Genomic DNA, 16,983 nt, shown 5'->3' with positions numbered 1-16,983 from the left:
TATATAAGATTAACGATAATAATAATACTAATATTATTAGTCTAAGTAGGTGAAAGAATGAGCTTGATTATCTGCTACTATGGTAAAAATGGAGCTGTAATTGGAGGAGATAGGAGGCAGATATTTTTTAGAGGTGAAGAACAAAAAAGAAAAATCTTGGAAGAAAAATTATACAGCGGAGAGATAACCTCGGAAGATGAATTGTATAACTTAGCCAGAGAACTCAATATTAAAATTATAATCGAAGATGACAGGGAAAAAGTTAGGAAGATTTCTGATTCAGTAGTGGTTGGGGAAGTTAGAAGCTTAGGGATTGACGCAAGGAGAAGAAGGGTTTATGCAACAAAAGGAAAATGTGCTATAATAGACATACTAAACGATACTGTTACCAATCAAATGATAAAGGAAGGTTTTGGAGTTGTAGTTCTTGGAAATAGGTTTTTAAAAAAGAAAGCCGAAGAAGAATTAAAAAGAACTGCAAAGCTATTCCCAATGATGCCTCTACAACAAATAGAAGATGCAATAAAAGAAATTTTTGAGAAATTAAAGTGGCATCCTACAATAAGTAAAGAATATGACATTTATAGTGTGAATAAATATGAAAAGGATTTTGAGGAAGTTATTAAAAAAGATATTGAGAGTTTATTTAAATATAGGGAACAGTTGAGAAAGCAGCTTATAGATTTTGGAAAGGTTATGAGCATAGTTAATAAAATCGTAAAAAATGGAGAGATTGGGGTTATTAAAGATGGAAAGCTTCATTTATATGATAATTACATAGCTATCGATAAGATAGACCCAAATCCAAAGGTATTTAAAGTTGTAGAGGTAGAAGGTAACTTTAAGGATGGGGATATAGTAGTCATTGAGAATGGAGACATGAAAATAAAAGGCACTAATGAGAAACTAACGACCAATTACATCATAATTCACAAATAAATAAATAACTAAACCAAAGAGTAATTTATTTAACCTAAAACTTTATAATCTTGATGTCATATAATTAATATGAAACATTTTTGAATGGTGACATTAATGGCAATAGCTATCGCAATAGCATCTGGAAAAGGGGGAACTGGAAAGACAACAATAGCTGCAAATCTTGCCGTGGCTCTTGCAAAATTTGGGAAAAAAGTAGCTGTTTTAGATGCTGATATAGCAATGGCTAATTTAGAGCTTATAATGGGATTAGAAGGAAAGCCAATAACTTTGAACGATGTGTTAGCTGGCAAAGCAGATATAAAGGATGCAATTTACGAGGGACCTGAAGGAGTTTTGGTTATCCCGGCTGGAGTTTCATTAGAAAAATTTAGAAGGGCTAAGCCAGAAAAACTTGAAGAAGTTTTAAAGGCAATACATGATTTAGTTGAGATTTTAATTATTGACTGTCCAGCAGGTATTGGAAAAGAGACACTGATAGCAATATCATCAGCAGATGGTTTAATTGTTGTTGTAAATCCTGAGATATCCTCAATATCAGATGCATTAAAAATTATCGCTATAACAAAAAGATTGGGAACTGACATTATTGGGGCTATTGTTAATAGGGTTTCTAATGAAAGTACAGAGTTGGGAGTTAAGGCCATAGAAACCATCTTAGAGGTTCCTGTTATAGGTGTTGTTCCAGAAGACCCTCATGTTAGAAAAGCAGCTGCGTTTGGGACTCCTCTTGTTATCATGTATCCTGACTCACCAGCTGCTCAGGCAATTATGGAGATTGCCGCTAAGTTGGTTGGGGTTAAATATGAGGCACAACTTAAGAAGAAGAAAGAATCCTTCATATCAAGGTTTATTAAAGGATTGTTTGGGAGGAGATAAAGATGATTTTGTATGTGATTGTGGCTATTAGCATAATTCTCAACATAATATTGGGTATTAAGGTAATCATGTTACAAAAGGAATTAGAAGAAGTTAAAAGGGCCACAAGACTAACAAAAGAGGAGGTTGAGAAACTAAATGAAAGAATAAGAAAACTAAAGCTCGGTGGATAAAATGAAAAAGTTTTTTTTGCTACTTCCATTAATATTTTTCTTATTTGCAACAAACTATGCCACCAATCCTGATATTATAATAACCCCAGAAAAATGTTTGGTAAATAGCTCAGTATACGTTATATTCCAATGGAGAGCACCATATGCCGTTGAAGACTTTAATGTTACAGTTTTTTCAGATGCTGTAGAGTTTGAAAACTCTACCTTACACTATGCAGGAGTCGCAGAAGATGCCAAAGTATTTCATATATTTGAAGGTAAAGCCGTAAAGCCTGGAAATCACACAATTAAAGTTCAAATGAAATATTTTGTTGATGGTATAGATGTAAATAAAGAATTTTTATTCAACATTATCATATTGACACTCCCCGAAGTTACATATCCGAATAATATAAAAAATGAAACTGAAAATATATCGGAAATAAAGCTTGAAAATACAACGACTTCAGAAAATATTACTAAGACATTTAAAAATATAACTACAAACATAACTACGGTAAATACTACAAACATCTCTATAAATGAGACCAATATCACCTTAAATGAAACAAATAAAACAGAAAATATTAAAAATACTAGCACAACAACATCCCAAGAAAAAGTAACACAAAAATCTAATGGTACATCAACAACACAAACTGTTGGAAATACACAAAATACTAGTAATTGGCTGACGTATGGAATTCTTGGGTTGATAATTGGTATAGTGTTTGGATTTATCGTAATGTATATCATTAAAATCTAAGGCAAATCATTATTAATCCTATTTTATAGTGCTTTTCAAACCTTATTAAAATTAATTTTGCTTACTAACAATGAAAAATTTTAAAAATATAACAATAACATATCCTTTATATTGTGATTACCTATGATTGCGATAGTCCCAGCATTCAATGAGGAGAAAAACATTTTAAAGGTTTTAAAAGATTTAGAAAAGTTGGGGATTGATGCTGTAGTAGTGGATGATGGTTCTAAAGACAATACTTCAAAAGTTGTTGAGGAATTTGCAAAAAATTCTGAGATTAAAGTATATTTAATAAGAAATGAAAAAAATGAAGGAAAGGCAAAAGCAATAGAGAAGGGGACAAAATTTGCTCTATCTTTAAATAAATACAAATATATCATATATATTGATGGTGACTACCAACACAAGCCAATGGATATCCCAAAATTATTAAAAAAATTAAGAGATACTAATGCAGATGCTGTTTTTGGTGTTAGGAAATATAAGCATATCCCATTACACAGGCAGTTTTCTAATTTCTTTGCTTCAGTTCTTACATCGTTAGCAGTGTTTATATACTCGAAAAGGTTTTACTTCTTTAGAGATGTTCAATGTGGATTTAGAATAATAAAAGCGGAATTTTTAAAGGATATAAATTTTGGAGATGGTTATGCAGTTGAGCATTTTATTGCTTTGCAGTTGGCAAAAAAAGGAGCTAAGATTGTTGAAGAATATGTGAGTGTTGAGTATCATGATGAAGCAGTCTCATATATAACCACAAAGAAAATTCTAGAAGTTGCTAAGCAGGTCATAAAGTTCATTTTTTCAGAGCAATAAAAATAACAGTAAGCTTTAAATAGTAAGTTGGGAATATTAGCAACAAGATAAATTTTTAATATATGTTAGGAATTGCAAACACACTAAGACATTATCTTTATCTATATGAAACAGCCACAATTAAGATTGGGTGATGATAATGGCTTCCTTAAGACCAAACAGATGTTACAGAGATGTTGATAAGCCACCATACACAAGAAAAGAGTATGTTAAAGGGGTTCCTCAGCCAAAAGTAGTCCATTTTATTATGGGGAATTTATCAGCAGAATTCCCAGTTAAAGTTAATTTAGTAGCTACAAGACCAATCCAAATAAGACACAACGCATTAGAGGCTGCAAGAGTTGCTGCAAACAAGTACTTAACAAAGATGTGCGGTAGAATGGGTTACAAGTTCCAAATTAGAACATACCCTCACCAAATATTAAGAGAGCACAAGATGGCTACTGGAGCTGGGGCAGATAGAATTTCAGATGGGATGAGATTAGCATTTGGAAAACCAATTGGAACAGCTGCGAGAGTTAAAGAAGGACAGGCAATTATGACAGTTTGGGTAAACCCAGACAAGTTCCCAGCTGCTAAGGAGGCGTTAAGAAGAGCAGCAATGAAATTGCCAGTTCCATGTAGAATTGTTATTGAGCAAGGAAAAGAATTGCTTAAATTATAATTACAAAACTCTTTTTTTAATTTTTTTAATTTGGAAATTTTCTACTTTTAATAATATTTTTTATAATCAAAACTAATTGTACTGTTTTGCTACTATTATATATCCAAATATTCAAATTTATCTAAAAAATAAAAAGTTTATATAATTCCCTATATATTGTTAATTATCCAAAACAGAAAAGGGGATAACAATGAAATTTATCGCATGGTTGGATGAGCTTTCAAATGAAGATGTTGATATTGCTGGAGGTAAAGGGGCTTCATTAGGAGAGATGTGGAACGCTGGATTACCAGTTCCACCAGCTTTTGTAGTAACTGCTGAGGCATACAGGCACTTTATAAGAGAAACTGGATTAATGGACAAAATAAAAGAGATTTTAAGCGGTTTGGATGTCAATGATACAGATGCTTTAACAGAGGCATCAAAGAAAATCAGAAAGTTAATTGAAGAGGCAGAGATGCCAGAAGATTTGAGATTGGCTATTATTGAGGCATACAACAAATTATCAGAGATGTGCGGTGAGGATGAGGTAACTGTTGCAGTTAGAAGTTCTGCAACTGCTGAAGATTTGCCTGGGGCAAGTTTTGCTGGACAGCAAGACACTTACCTAAATATAAAAGGAGCTGAGAATGTAGTTAAATATGTGCAAAAATGCTTTTCATCCTTATTTACACCAAGGGCTATTTTCTATAGAGAACAGCAAGGGTTTGACCACTTCAAGGTTGCTTTAGCAGCAGTCGTTCAAAAGTTAGTTAATGCTGAAAAGGCTGGAGTGATGTTCACAGTAAATCCAATAACTGAAAACTACGATGAGTTAGTTATTGAGGCAGCGTGGGGATTGGGAGAAGGAGTCGTTAGCGGTTCTGTCTCTCCAGACACTTACATAGTTAATAAGAAGACCTTAGAGATTGTTGATAAGTATATAGCAAGAAAAGAGACGATGTTCGTTAAAGATGAGAAGGGAGAAACTAAGGTTGTTGAAGTTCCAGAGGATATGAAAGAGAAGCAGGTTTTATCAGATGAGGAGATTAAAGAGCTTACTAAAGTTGGTTTAAATATAGAAAAACACTATGGAAAACCAATGGATGTTGAATGGGCTTATGAGAAAGGCAAATTCTACATGCTCCAAGCAAGACCAATTACAACATTGAAAAAAGGTAAAAAAGAGAAGAAGGTAAAAGAGGAGGAAATTGAGGCAAAGATATTATTAAAAGGTATTGGGGCATCTCCAGGAATAGCTACTGGAACTGTTAAGATAATTCGCGATGTTAGTGAGATAGACAAGGTTAAAGAGGGAGACATATTAGTAACAGAGATGACAACGCCAGATATGGTCCCAGCAATGAAAAAAGCAGCCGCTATTGTAACGGATGAAGGTGGATTGACCTGCCACGCGGCAATTGTTTCAAGAGAGCTTGGAACTCCTTGTGTTGTTGGAACAAAGAAAGCTACGGAGATTTTAAAGGATGGAATGATTGTTACAGTTGATGGAGAGAAGGGAATTGTATATGAAGGTGAGATTAAAAAAGTTGAAGAGAAGAAGCCAGAGGTAACAGCAGTTATCCAGCAAGCTCCAATAATAACAGCTACAGAAGTTAAAGTTAATGTCAGTATGCCAGAAGTTGCTGAGAGAGCAGCAGCAACAGGAGCAGATGGAGTTGGGTTATTAAGAGCGGAACACATGATATTAGGATTAGGTAAACACCCAAGAAAGATTTTAGAGGAAGAGGGAGAAGAGGCGTTAATAGAGGCATTAATGGAAGGAATTAGAAAGGTAGCAGATGCATTCTATCCAAGACCTGTAACTTATAGAACATTAGATGCTCCAACAGATGAGTTTAGAGGCTTAGAAGGGGGAGAAAACGAACCAATAGAACACAACCCAATGCTTGGTTGGAGAGGAATTAGAAGGGGCTTAGATGAAGTTGATATCTTAAAATGCGAGTTAAAAGCAATTAAGAGATTGAGAGAGGAGGGCTATAAAAATATAGAAATTATGATTCCTCTTGTAACTCATCCAGATGAAGTTAGAAAGGTTAAAGAAATTGCAAGAGAAGTTGGTTTAGAGTTGGGTAAAGATATTCCATTTGGTATTATGGTTGAAACACCAGCAGCAGCTTTAATTATTGAAGACTTCATAAAAGAAGGAATAAACTTTGTTAGCTTGGGGACAAATGATTTAACACAATACACAATAGCAATAGATAGAAATAATGAGTTGGTTTCAAAGTATTATAAGGAAGACCACCCTGCAGTGTTAAAATTGGTTGAGCATGTAATTAAGACATGTAAAAAGTATGGTATAAAAACATCAATTTGTGGGCAAGCTGGAAGTAGGCCACATATTGTTGAGAAGTTAGTTGAGTGGGGAATAGACAGTGTTTCAGCAAACATTGATGCTGTAGAGACAATAAGAAGAGTTGTAGCAAGAACTGAGCAGAAGGTTATATTGGACTATATAAGAAAATCATACTTAGAGAAGGAATAAATCCTTTTAAATTTTTAATTTTTTGTGACTATTTTATCATTATATATTTTAATAATCCAAATCTTTACTATTTTTTGGTGATACATTGAGAGGGTTTATAATTGGTAGGTTTCAGCCATTCCACAAAGGACATTTAGAAGTGATAAAAAAGATAGCTGAGGAGGTTGATGAAATAATTATTGGGATAGGGAGTGCTCAAAAAAGCCATACCTTAGAAAATCCATTCACAGCTGGTGAGAGAATCTTAATGATTACTCAGTCACTTAAAGATTACGATTTAACCTACTATCCAATCCCTATAAAAGATATTGAATTCAACTCTATTTGGGTTTCTTATGTTGAGTCCTTAACTCCCCCATTTGATATTGTGTATAGTGGAAACCCGTTAGTTAGAGTTTTGTTTGAGGAGAGAGGATATGAGGTAAAAAAGCCAGAGATGTTTAACAGGAAAGAATACTCTGGAACTGAAATTAGGAGAAGAATGTTAAATGGAGAGAAATGGGAGCATTTAGTCCCTAAAGCAGTTGTTGATGTTATTAAAGAAATAAAAGGCGTTGAACGGCTTAGAAAATTAGCTCAGACAGACAAATAAAAAAATAAAAATAGTGATATTATGGAGGAAATCATTGATGTAAAAAACCCAAAAAAGGTTATTGAATACCTTAACAATATAGATGTTGATGAGTATGTTGAGATATATTTTGGAAGAGTTCATGTTGAAGGTAGATTAATGCATTATAACGATGGACTTATAAGGTTGGTTCATGAAAAATATGGAATTATAGAGGTTGAAATTGAGAAAATATTGGATGATTTGTTAGAGTTAGTTCATAGTAATGGAGAGAAAAGGGTTGTGTTGAGGTTTTATTAGTCAATCATCAAATAAATAATGCTTATTAAGGACATATAAAGCCCAAAAAGGGCTTTATAAATGCATTATTAACTATAAAAAATTTTGATGATTGACTATAATTAGCTTTTTTATCTAAAAAACTAAGTTATTTATATTATTTTGGTAGTTATTATTTTAGCAAATTATTATGTAACTCTTAAAGAGATTTAGATTTTTTGATTTTTTATATTCTAAATTAACAATAAAATAGAGAAAACAAAAATTTTGAGGGAAATTATGCATTGGGCTGATGTAATAGCTGAAAAATTGATTGAAGAGAGAAAAGCAGATAAATATATCGTTGCGAGTGGAATAACACCATCTGGACATATCCATGTAGGAAATGCAAGGGAAACACTGACAGCAGATGCAATCTATAAGGGATTAATAAATAAAGGTGTTGAGGCAGAGTTAATTTTTATAGCAGATACCTACGACCCATTAAGAAAGCTCTATCCGTTTTTACCAAAAGAGTTTGAGCAATATATAGGAATGCCATTAAGTGAAATCCCATGTCCAGAAGGTTGTTGTGAGAGCTATGCTGAACACTTTTTAAATCCATATTTGGAAAGTTTAGATGATTTAGGCGTTGAGCTAACTACCTATAGAGCTGATGAAAATTACAAAAAAGGGCTTTATGATGAAAAGATAAAGATTGCCTTAGACAATAGAGAAAAAATTATGGAGATTTTGAATAAATTTAGAGCTTCCCCACTACCAGATGACTGGTGGCCAATAAACATAGTTTGTGAAAACTGTGGAAAATTAAAAACAAAGGTTATAGCGTATGATAGTGAGAAGGAGGAAGTAACTTATAGATGTGAGATGTGTGGATATCAAGGGGAGGTAAAACCCTATAAAGGAAGAGCAAAACTCCCATGGAGAGTTGATTGGCCGGCAAGGTGGAGTATATTTAATGTAACTATTGAGCCAATGGGTAAAGACCACGCAGCAGCTGGGGGTTCTTACGATACAGGAGTTTTAATTGCAAGAGAAGTTTATAATTATGAACCACCAAAAAAGGTTGTTTATGAATGGATTCAATTAAAAGTTGGAGATAAAGCAATTCCGATGAGTTCTTCAAAAGGTGTTGTGTTTGCTGTAAAAGATTGGACTCATATAGCTCATCCAGAGATTTTAAGATTCTTATTGTTGAGGAGTAAGCCAACTAAACATATAGACTTTGATTTAAAGAAAATTCCTGACTTAGTGGATGAGTATGATAGATTAGAGGATTTCTACTTTAACAATAAAGATAAAGATGAATTAAGTGAAGAAGAAGAGGAAAAGATAAGGATTTATGAGTTATCAACACCAAAAATTCCTGAAAGCAAGCCGTTTGTTATACCATACAGATTCTGCTCAATCATTGCTCAGCTAACTTATGATGAAGAAAAGAAGGATGTAGATATGGAAAGAGTATTTGAAATATTAAGAAGAAATAATTACAGCATTGAAGATATTGATGAGTTCAGCATGAAAAAATTAAAGGATAGGTTATTAATGGCAAGAAACTGGGCTTTAAAATATGGGGAAAAGTTGGTTATAATTGATGAAAATGAGGCAAAAGAGATATACGAAAAATTGAAGGATAAGCAAAAAGAATGGATTAAATACTTTGCTGAAAAATTAAAAACAACTGAATTTGATGCTTTAAACTTGCATGAGTTGATTTATCAAACAGCAAAAGAACTTGGCTTAAATCCGAGAGAGGCATTTCAAGCATCGTATATGATACTCTTAGGTAAAAAATACGGACCAAAGTTAGGGGCTTTCTTAGCAACACTCGGAAAGGACTTTGTTATAAGAAGATATTCACTGTTTGAATAAAATTTTATTAACCTCATTTTTACTTTTTTGGTGATAAAATGATAAAAATACATGCATTAGAGGAAGTTAAAGGAAATTCTAAAGAAATTGTTGAAAAAGAATTTGAAAACTTAGCTAATGAGTTGAAAGAAAAATATAATGCTAAACTTAGATATGTAGATGAAGATATAGAAGAAGAAGGAAATTTAAAGTTTTATACAAAAATTGGGGAATTTGAGATAAATTTTGATAACTTTAAGGACTATATAAACTTCTGTTTAAAATATGGGGCAGATATTGAAGTTATAAAACCAGAAAAATTAAAACTCAAAGCTAATGAAATAAATGAAGTTTTAGCTTTAGTTATAAGTGTATTTAAATCATTTGTTAATACTTATAAGATTGGATTCAATGTATATGTGAAAGAGAAAAAAGATATAGATGTTGAAGAATATAAAAAAGGTAAATATGATGAAGATGAAATAGTTGATTTTGAAGAAGAAGGATTTATAAGAGTTAAAGCAGTGTTTGAAGGAATTGGAAAAAATGAAGAAGAAGTTATTAAAAACCTGCTCATTTCTTTGGATAGGGATGAGATTATAATTAATAAGATTATAACTAAAAACTTCAATGAAAATGAAAGTTTCAATGGCTTAATAGCTGTTGATTTGTTATGCAAACCATTTGAAATGTTTGAAATTGCCTATAAGTATTTACCAGTTGCTTTATCCATCCAAAGAGACGAGATTGAATTAAGTTTAGCTGACATTCAAGATATTGGTAATGAGCTGTCTGGAGCAATCTTTGAGCTTAGCCACGCTGTTGTAATGAGAAAATAAGTCTAAAAATTACAAAATTATTTGAGGTGGTAGTTTGCATCCTGCATTAAAGTATATGAGGCAAGATAGATTACCACACATCTTCTGTTCTGGATGTGGAAATGGAATTGTTATGAATTGCTTTTTGAAGGCAATTGATGAGCTAAATATAAAGCCAGAGGACTATATAGCTGTTTCAGGGATAGGCTGTTCTTCAAGAGTTCCTGGCTATCTATATTGTGATTCCTTACACACAACCCACGGAAGACCAATAGCATTTGCAACAGGAATTAAGATAGCAAGACCAGACAAACATGTTGTTGTATTCACTGGAGATGGGGACTTAGCGGCTATAGGCGGAAATCACTTTATCCATGGCTGTAGGAGGAATATTGACTTAACTGTCATCTGTATAAACAACAACATCTATGGAATGACTGGGGGGCAGGTTTCACCAACAACACCTTATGGTAAAAAGGCAACAACAGCACCTTATGGTAGTATAGAGAATGCTATGGATTTGTGTAAAATGGCAATTGCAGCAGGGGCAAGTTATGTAGCAAGATGGACAACAGCTCACCCTATTCAGCTCGTTAAGTCAATTAAAAAAGGTATTCAGAAGAAGGGCTTTGCATTTATTGAGGTTGTCTCTCAATGTCCAACGTACTATGGAAGGTTTAACATCTCAAGAAAGCCAGCTGATATGATTAAATTCTTAAAAGAAAACTCAATCCACATAAATAAAGCTAAGAATATGAGTGAGGAGGAATTGAATGGAAAGATTGTTGTTGGTGAGTTTTTGGATATAGAAAAACCAGAGTTTGTTGAAGAATTGCATAAATTAATTGAGAGATTAAAGAATGAATAAAGGAGGGTTAAAATGAGAAAGGAGGTAAGATTATCTGGTTTTGGAGGACAAGGGATAATCTTAGCCGGGGTTATATTGGGAAGAGCTGCTGCTTTATATGATAATAAAGAGGCAGTTCAAACACAGTCTTATGGGCCAGAGGCAAGAGGGGGGGCGAGTAAATCAGAGGTTGTTATTAGTGATGAGCCAATAGATTTCCCAAAGGTTATAAAGCCAGATATATTGGTTTGTTTATCACAGCAGGCTTATGATAAGTACAAGGATGATATTAAAGAAGGTGGAGTTTTGTTGGTTGATGAAGATTTGGTCTCAACAGATAAAATGCCAGAGGTTGATGTAACGATGTATAAAATCCCATTCACAAGAATTGCCTCAGAGGAAATAAAATTGCCTATTGTTGCAAATATAGTTATGTTAGGAGCTTTAACAAGATTAACAAATATCGTCTCAAAGGAGAGTATGGAAAAGGCAATTTTAGACAGTGTTCCAAAGGGAACTGAAGAGAAAAACTTACTGGCTTTTAGTAAGGGTTATGAGTTTGCAGAGAAATTATAAATTGTGATAATATCTTAAAGAAAATTATAAATTCCCTTTTTTAGTAAAATATATTTTAACTAATAACTAAATCAGCCAAATTTTTTAGGTGTCTATAATGCCAAAAATTTTATACAATCCAGATGTTCTAAAACATAAACCAAAATTTTATCATGTTGAAAATCCAGAGAGAGTTGAGACTATTTTAAATAGCTTAAAATTGAGAGGATTTAATGACATAATTTTAATCGAAGGAAAATCTTCTATTGATGAAGTTTTGGAAATTCACAGCAAAGAGTATGTAAATTCAATAGTAAAGCTTTGTAATGATTCATTTAATTATTATGATGGCGATACATACATATCCCATGGAACTTTAGATGCTGCATTAACTGCCTTTAAATTGGCAAAAGAAGCTGTAAAATTAGCATTAAAAGAGAAAGATTTATATTTTGCTTTAACAAGACCACCTGGGCATCATGCAGGAATCTCTGGAAAAGCTTTAGGAGCAATGTCAAACGGATTTTGTATCTTTAATAATATAGCAGGGGCTGCAGGATTGGCTAAAAAGTATTTAAAAAGAGTTATAATAATTGATTTTGATGTTCATCATGGAAACGGGACTCAAGAAATCTTTTGGAATGATGAAAACGTTATCCATATAGATTTCCATCAAAAAGGTATCTATCCTGGAACAGGAGATGTATTTGATATTGGTGGAGAAAAGGCAGAGGGTACTAAAATAAACCTTCCTTTCCCATCACATTCGACAGATTTCGATTATATATTTGCTTGGAATGAAGTTGTTGAACCAATATTGGATTACTTTAAACCAGATGTTGTTTTAGTTTCTGCAGGATTTGATGCCTTTATAAATGATGGTCTTGCAAGCATGGATTTAACTGAAACTTTTTATAGATTTGTAGGGGCTAAGCTAAGTAAATATAGTATTGCAGCAGTTTTGGAGGGAGGTTATGGAGTAGGTTTAAAGTATGCCCCACCAGCATTTTTAGAAGGTTACATTAAAGCTGAGGATATATTAGATACTTTAGATGAAAAATATTTAGTCTCTCCTTCTAATGATATCAAATTAATGGTTGAAAATGTTAAGAGGATGATTAAAGAGTATATCTTTTGATTATACATCAATTTTTGCTAACTTTCTACCAAATTCTTTAATTTTTTTAATGTCATTTTCTTTTGGAGGAAACCTAAATGTCAATATCTCATCATCAACAATTTTAAATCCTAATTTTTTAAAAACATCAATTATTCTTTTAGTTGCACATTCTTTCCATCCATAGGAACCAAAAGCTACACCAATTTTTTTATTACTTGGCTTTAATCCTTCTATATAGGTTAGTAACATTCCAATCTTCGGATGTACATTCATATTTATCGTTGGAGAACCAATTAACACATACTTTGCATCTAAAATATCCCTAACTATAATATTCAGCGGGGATGTGTCTAATCTATGGTATATTACATCAACCCCTCCCTCAACTAACCCCTCTCCAAGAGCCCGAGCTATCTTTTCTGTTGAGTAGTATATAGTCGCATAGACAATAACTGCGACATTTTTACATGAATCAGAACTCCATATGCGGTATTTTGTTAAAATCTCGTCAACCATTCTATGCCAAATAACACCGTGTGAGGGGCATATATATTCTAAGTCCAAATCCTTCAAGATATTTAAAATTTTTAGGATACTTTTTCTATAAGGTAGTAAAATGTTGGCAAAATATTCTTTAGCTTCAGGCATGATTTTATGTCCAACATCAATATCTATTTTTTCTTTATAAACCACATGCTGCCCAAATAAATCATTTGAAAATAGAATTTTATCTTCTACACAGTATGTTAGCATATGCCCAAATTTACTGTCAGTTATAAATTTTAATGTTCTGTTTCCAATATTTATCTCATCTCCATTCTTCACAATGACAAACTCCCAATTTTCTGTATCAAATTGAGCATCTAAATAATATTTTCCAATTTTTGTAGTTATAACCTTTGCTCCTATGAGTTCAACAAGCTTTCCTATACACTCATTGTGGTCTAAGCTAATATGACTTGAGATGATATAGTCTAATTTCAGATTAACAATATTTTTCAAATTACTCAATAGTTCATCAAACGATTTCATCCTAACAGTATCAATCAAAACATTATTATTTTTATCTGAGATGAGATATGAATTATATGTAGTCCCTTTGTTAATATCTAAGCTTCTATATTCTTTAGCTTTCCATTCTATGAAGCTCATACAGTAAATATTATCTTTTATTTTTAATACCATGCACTCCACCAAAAAAATATTAATTATAGAACTTAAAACTCTAAGACTGCAACATTAAATATATTTTGGCATAAGTAATATATAATAAATACCAATAGTTACTCTTTAGTCACTCAACAAGCGACCAATAATGTTTTAGTTTGATTAACAACATAGATTGGGGGAAATTATGGTAAAAATAAACTACAAAAAATGTGGTTATTGTGGAGCGTGCGTTGGAGTTTGTGAAAAACTGGCTATCAATTTGATAGAACATATTATAGTTATTGATGAAGAAAAATGCAGTAACTGCAAATTATGTACAATAGTATGTCCATTAAATGCATTAGAGGGGGAATGATGAGAGAGTTAAATGATATATATGATGTTGTTGTTGTAGGAGCAGGTCCTGGAGGAAGTATGGCAAGTTATGCATCAGCAAAAAATGGGACTAAAACACTGTTGATTGAAAAATCTCAAGAGATTGGGGAGCCAGTTAGGTGTGCTGAGGCAATTCCTTCAATAGAGGAATTTGGAATAAAACCTAAACCAGAGTTTGTTAGAAACATTATTAAGGGGGGAATTCTCTTCTCCCCATCTGGAAAAAAAGTTACAGTAACTCAAGATAAAGCTCAAGGATATATAGTTGAGAGAAAAATTTTTGACAAGTATTTGGCTATCAGAGCAGCTAAAGCAGGAGCTAAAGTAGCAGTGAAAACAACAGCTATTGGTTTAGAGAGGGATGGAGATTATTGGAATGTTATAGTTGAATTTTTGGGAGAAGAATATGTTATAAAGACTAAGGTTGTTATAGCTGCTGATGGTGTTGAGAGCAACATAGCTGAATATGCTGGTTTAAAGGCAAAGAAAAAACCATTAGAGATTTGTTCCTGTGCAGAATATGAAATGACAAATGTTGAATTGTTGGATAAAAATATGATGGAATTCTATTTTGGTAATGAAGTAGCTCCAGGTGGTTATGTTTGGATATTCCCTAAAGGAGAGACAGCAAATGTAGGTTTAGGAGTTAGAGACAAGAAAAAGAAGGCAATTGATTACTTGGAGGAATTTATAGAAAATGGCTTAGCTAAAGATAGGTTAAAGGATGCAACACCAATAGAATTTAAAGTTGGAGGGGCTCCTGTTTCTGGACCTATAGAAAAAACCTATACTGATGGAGTTTTAGTTGTTGGAGATGCTGCTGGTCAGATAAGCCCATTAACTGGTGGAGGAATTTATTTAGCTATGGATTGTGGATTAATAGCTGGAGAAGTAGCAAGTAAAGCTATAAAATTAAATGATTGGAGTGAAGAAACCCTAAAAGAATATGAAAGAAGATGGAAAGAGAAGCATTATGAATATTTAATGAATCATCTAAAATATAGAAAAATTTTAGAGAAGATGAGTGATGATGAGTTAGATGCTTTAGCAGAAGCTTTAGGAGAGAGTTTAGATGGTATTGATTTGAAAAAATTTGTTAAAAGAATAATCACTAAAAAACCATCACTTTTAAAATACTTTAAGGATTTATTGTAATTTATTCTTCTTTCTTTGGCTTCTTAACTACCAAAACTGGACAGTGGGCATTTTTAATAACTCTCTCTGCAACACTTCCCAATAATATCCTTTCTAATCCTGTCTTTCCAGTAGTTCCCATGACAATCAAATCTGCCTTTTTCTTTTCGGCAAATTCAACAATTTCTTTTGCAGGGACTCCTTCTAACATTTCTGTGTGAATTTTAACTCCCCACTCCTCTGCCAATTTTTTAACCTTTTTTAATGCCTCATGCCCCTCCTCTTTTAGTAGCTCACTTATCATTTCCCAAGTGCCCTCTGCTGGTAAACCAACAAATGGGGAGACATCAACAACGTATATTGCATAAACCTCTGCGTCAAACTCCTTAGCTATATTGACTGCATGCTTTGCAGCTTCAAGTGAAACATCTGAGCCATCAGTTGGAATAACTATTTTTTTGTACAAGTTTTCACCGTACATAATTTTGTTCATAAATTTTTAATAATAATATTTGGCACATCATAGAATAAAAACCTTTAGGAAAATAGGGGATACTTAACCTTATGTTTAATTTGCAAGATTTAGTGATTTCCAAATATTAGTATTTTTATATAAATTCATATAAATTCTTAGATTAACCCATAAAGTTTTGCTAACAATTCTCCTTTTATATATGCGTATTGGGTAATTTTAATCTTCATCCTCTTGATTTAGTAATTTTTCAAAGCATTCTTTGCATACAATTTTTTTGTTTATTAATCTTCCTTTTGTTTCTATAAAATATTCTCCACACACTTCACATTTTACTAAACGATAAATCTTAGCTCTTTTTGGAGGTTTAATATCAATCCAACTTATGTTAAATAATTCATCATCAGAAGATGTTAATACTTTCTCAATTATCTGGTTGTTCAATTTTTTTGCAAAGTCCTTCAGTTTTTCTTTTATGGTTTCATTCTCGTCATTTTCTTTTTTTAGCTTTTCTTTATATTCCTCAAATGTATTAACCATATTTTCAATATACTCAAGTAGAGTTCCTTGAACTGAAATCTTAATAGCTTTTTTCTGAATTCTTGAATAAAAAATATATACGTGCTTTCCATAATCTTTATATATTAAATTTCCTTTTCCAAATGTACATCCTAACATATATTGTATTGCATCTATACTACATGAATCATTTTCAACAATAGCTACCAATTCCTCATCTTCAGCTCGACTAAAATACTGTCTTACAACTTTTCCAACTCTGTATCCCAAGGCTAACCCAAAACAAAGGTGTCCATGAAATTTTACGAGCTCTTCCAGTTCATTATCAATATTTTTTTCCAAGTTTTTCATTTTATTCACCTCAGTCAATATTACAAAAAATTAGGAATCTCTTTATAATTTTCGTCATATTATTAATGAATCGTTATGAATTAATATCTACGATTTAATATAATTTTATTTTAGTATAGTTATGTAACTATTCTAAGGTATCGCAGCCACAAGAGATTTTAGAAGTGTTAAAATCTCCCATTTATATAAATTTCATATTTGTATGTTAAAATAAAAA

At 32.4% G+C, this 16,983-nt stretch carries 19 protein-coding genes; 16 read left to right on the top strand and 3 right to left on the bottom strand.

All coding sequences use genetic code 11. From position 1 onward, the window contains the following. Positions 1 to 57: 57 nt before the first annotated feature. The 14 genes from MFS40622_RS01600 (at position 58) to MFS40622_RS01540 (ending at position 12,763) form a co-directional block, all read left to right on the top strand. Positions 58 to 939 carry a DUF2121 family protein gene (locus MFS40622_RS01600; RefSeq protein WP_012979926.1) on the top strand — a complete coding sequence of 294 codons (882 nt, stop codon included), beginning with the start codon at positions 58 to 60 and terminating at the stop codon, positions 937 to 939. Between the two features lie 96 nt (positions 940 to 1,035). After that, positions 1,036 to 1,818 carry a septum site-determining protein MinD gene (locus tag MFS40622_RS01595; protein ID WP_198003849.1) on the top strand — a complete coding sequence of 261 codons (783 nt, stop codon included), beginning with the start codon at positions 1,036 to 1,038 and terminating at the stop codon, positions 1,816 to 1,818. Positions 1,819 to 1,820: 2 nt separating this feature from the next. Beyond that, positions 1,821 to 1,991 (top strand): hypothetical protein, encoded by a 171-nt coding sequence (locus MFS40622_RS09555; protein ID WP_012979924.1) that lies wholly within the window; start codon positions 1,821 to 1,823, stop codon positions 1,989 to 1,991. A 1-nt stretch (position 1,992) separates the two neighbouring features. Further along, complete coding sequence (locus tag MFS40622_RS01590) at positions 1,993 to 2,736, top strand: hypothetical protein (protein WP_012979923.1); 744 nt, start codon at positions 1,993 to 1,995, stop codon at positions 2,734 to 2,736. A gap of 123 nt (positions 2,737 to 2,859) precedes the next feature. After that, positions 2,860 to 3,552 (top strand): glycosyltransferase family 2 protein, encoded by a 693-nt coding sequence (locus MFS40622_RS01585; RefSeq protein ID WP_012979922.1) that lies wholly within the window; start codon positions 2,860 to 2,862, stop codon positions 3,550 to 3,552. A 139-nt stretch (positions 3,553 to 3,691) separates the two neighbouring features. Beyond that, entirely contained in the window at positions 3,692 to 4,216 is a 525-nt protein-coding gene (gene rplJ, locus MFS40622_RS01580) for a 50S ribosomal protein L16 (RefSeq protein WP_048197387.1), read from the top strand. 190 nt (positions 4,217 to 4,406) lie between these two features. Further along, complete coding sequence (gene ppsA / locus MFS40622_RS01575) at positions 4,407 to 6,704, top strand: phosphoenolpyruvate synthase (RefSeq protein WP_012979920.1); 2,298 nt, start codon at positions 4,407 to 4,409, stop codon at positions 6,702 to 6,704. An 85-nt stretch (positions 6,705 to 6,789) separates the two neighbouring features. Beyond that, positions 6,790 to 7,296: a nicotinamide-nucleotide adenylyltransferase gene (locus MFS40622_RS01570; protein ID WP_012979919.1), complete on the top strand. Its 507-nt coding sequence runs from the start codon at positions 6,790 to 6,792 to the stop codon at positions 7,294 to 7,296. Positions 7,297 to 7,317: 21 nt separating this feature from the next. After that, a complete protein-coding gene (locus MFS40622_RS01565) occupies positions 7,318 to 7,575 on the top strand; it encodes a DUF2097 domain-containing protein (RefSeq protein WP_012979918.1) in 258 nt (85 codons plus the stop codon). Between the two features lie 258 nt (positions 7,576 to 7,833). Then, on the top strand, positions 7,834 to 9,426 hold the full coding sequence (gene lysS / locus MFS40622_RS01560) for a lysine--tRNA ligase (RefSeq protein ID WP_012979917.1): 1,593 nt from the start codon (positions 7,834 to 7,836) through the stop codon (positions 9,424 to 9,426). 38 nt (positions 9,427 to 9,464) lie between these two features. Next, positions 9,465 to 10,244, top strand: a complete 780-nt coding sequence (locus MFS40622_RS01555; protein ID WP_012979916.1) for a hypothetical protein — start codon at positions 9,465 to 9,467, stop codon at positions 10,242 to 10,244. A 34-nt stretch (positions 10,245 to 10,278) separates the two neighbouring features. Further along, the gene (locus MFS40622_RS01550; protein WP_012979915.1) at positions 10,279 to 11,091 is read left to right on the top strand and encodes a 2-oxoacid:ferredoxin oxidoreductase subunit beta; all 813 of its coding nucleotides are present in this window, start codon (positions 10,279 to 10,281) and stop codon (positions 11,089 to 11,091) included. Positions 11,092 to 11,103: 12 nt separating this feature from the next. Beyond that, positions 11,104 to 11,646, top strand: a complete 543-nt coding sequence (locus MFS40622_RS01545; RefSeq protein ID WP_012979914.1) for a 2-oxoacid:ferredoxin oxidoreductase subunit gamma — start codon at positions 11,104 to 11,106, stop codon at positions 11,644 to 11,646. Positions 11,647 to 11,743: 97 nt separating this feature from the next. Then, the gene (locus MFS40622_RS01540; RefSeq protein ID WP_012979913.1) at positions 11,744 to 12,763 is read left to right on the top strand and encodes a histone deacetylase family protein; all 1,020 of its coding nucleotides are present in this window, start codon (positions 11,744 to 11,746) and stop codon (positions 12,761 to 12,763) included. On the opposite strand, the gene MFS40622_RS01535 is transcribed toward MFS40622_RS01540, so the two are convergent. Then, positions 12,764 to 13,930, bottom strand: a complete 1,167-nt coding sequence (locus tag MFS40622_RS01535; protein ID WP_012979912.1) for an FprA family A-type flavoprotein — start codon at positions 13,928 to 13,930, stop codon at positions 12,764 to 12,766. Positions 13,931 to 14,099: 169 nt separating this feature from the next. Here MFS40622_RS01535 and MFS40622_RS01530 point away from each other — a divergent pair, with 169 nt between their 5' ends. Next, a complete protein-coding gene (locus MFS40622_RS01530) occupies positions 14,100 to 14,270 on the top strand; it encodes a 4Fe-4S binding protein (protein ID WP_012979911.1) in 171 nt (56 codons plus the stop codon). Then, positions 14,270 to 15,445, top strand: coding sequence for an NAD(P)/FAD-dependent oxidoreductase (locus MFS40622_RS01525; RefSeq protein ID WP_012979910.1), 1,176 nt, complete (start codon positions 14,270 to 14,272; stop codon positions 15,443 to 15,445). The genes MFS40622_RS01530 and MFS40622_RS01525 overlap by 1 nt, the downstream gene beginning before the upstream one ends. A gap of 1 nt (position 15,446) precedes the next feature. On the opposite strand, the gene MFS40622_RS01520 is transcribed toward MFS40622_RS01525, so the two are convergent. Beyond that, entirely contained in the window at positions 15,447 to 15,905 is a 459-nt protein-coding gene (locus MFS40622_RS01520) for a universal stress protein (RefSeq protein WP_012979909.1), read from the bottom strand. A 210-nt stretch (positions 15,906 to 16,115) separates the two neighbouring features. Beyond that, positions 16,116 to 16,766 carry an FmdE family protein gene (locus MFS40622_RS01515; RefSeq protein ID WP_012979908.1) on the bottom strand — a complete coding sequence of 217 codons (651 nt, stop codon included), beginning with the start codon at positions 16,764 to 16,766 and terminating at the stop codon, positions 16,116 to 16,118. Positions 16,767 to 16,983: the final 217 nt, after the last annotated feature.

The organism is Methanocaldococcus sp. FS406-22, assembly GCF_000025525.1.
Classification (GTDB): Archaea; AGJL01; Methanococci; order Methanococcales; family Methanocaldococcaceae; genus Methanocaldococcus.
The sequence above is the reverse complement of the archived record's forward strand: the minus strand, read 5'-3'. Positions and strand labels throughout refer to the sequence as shown.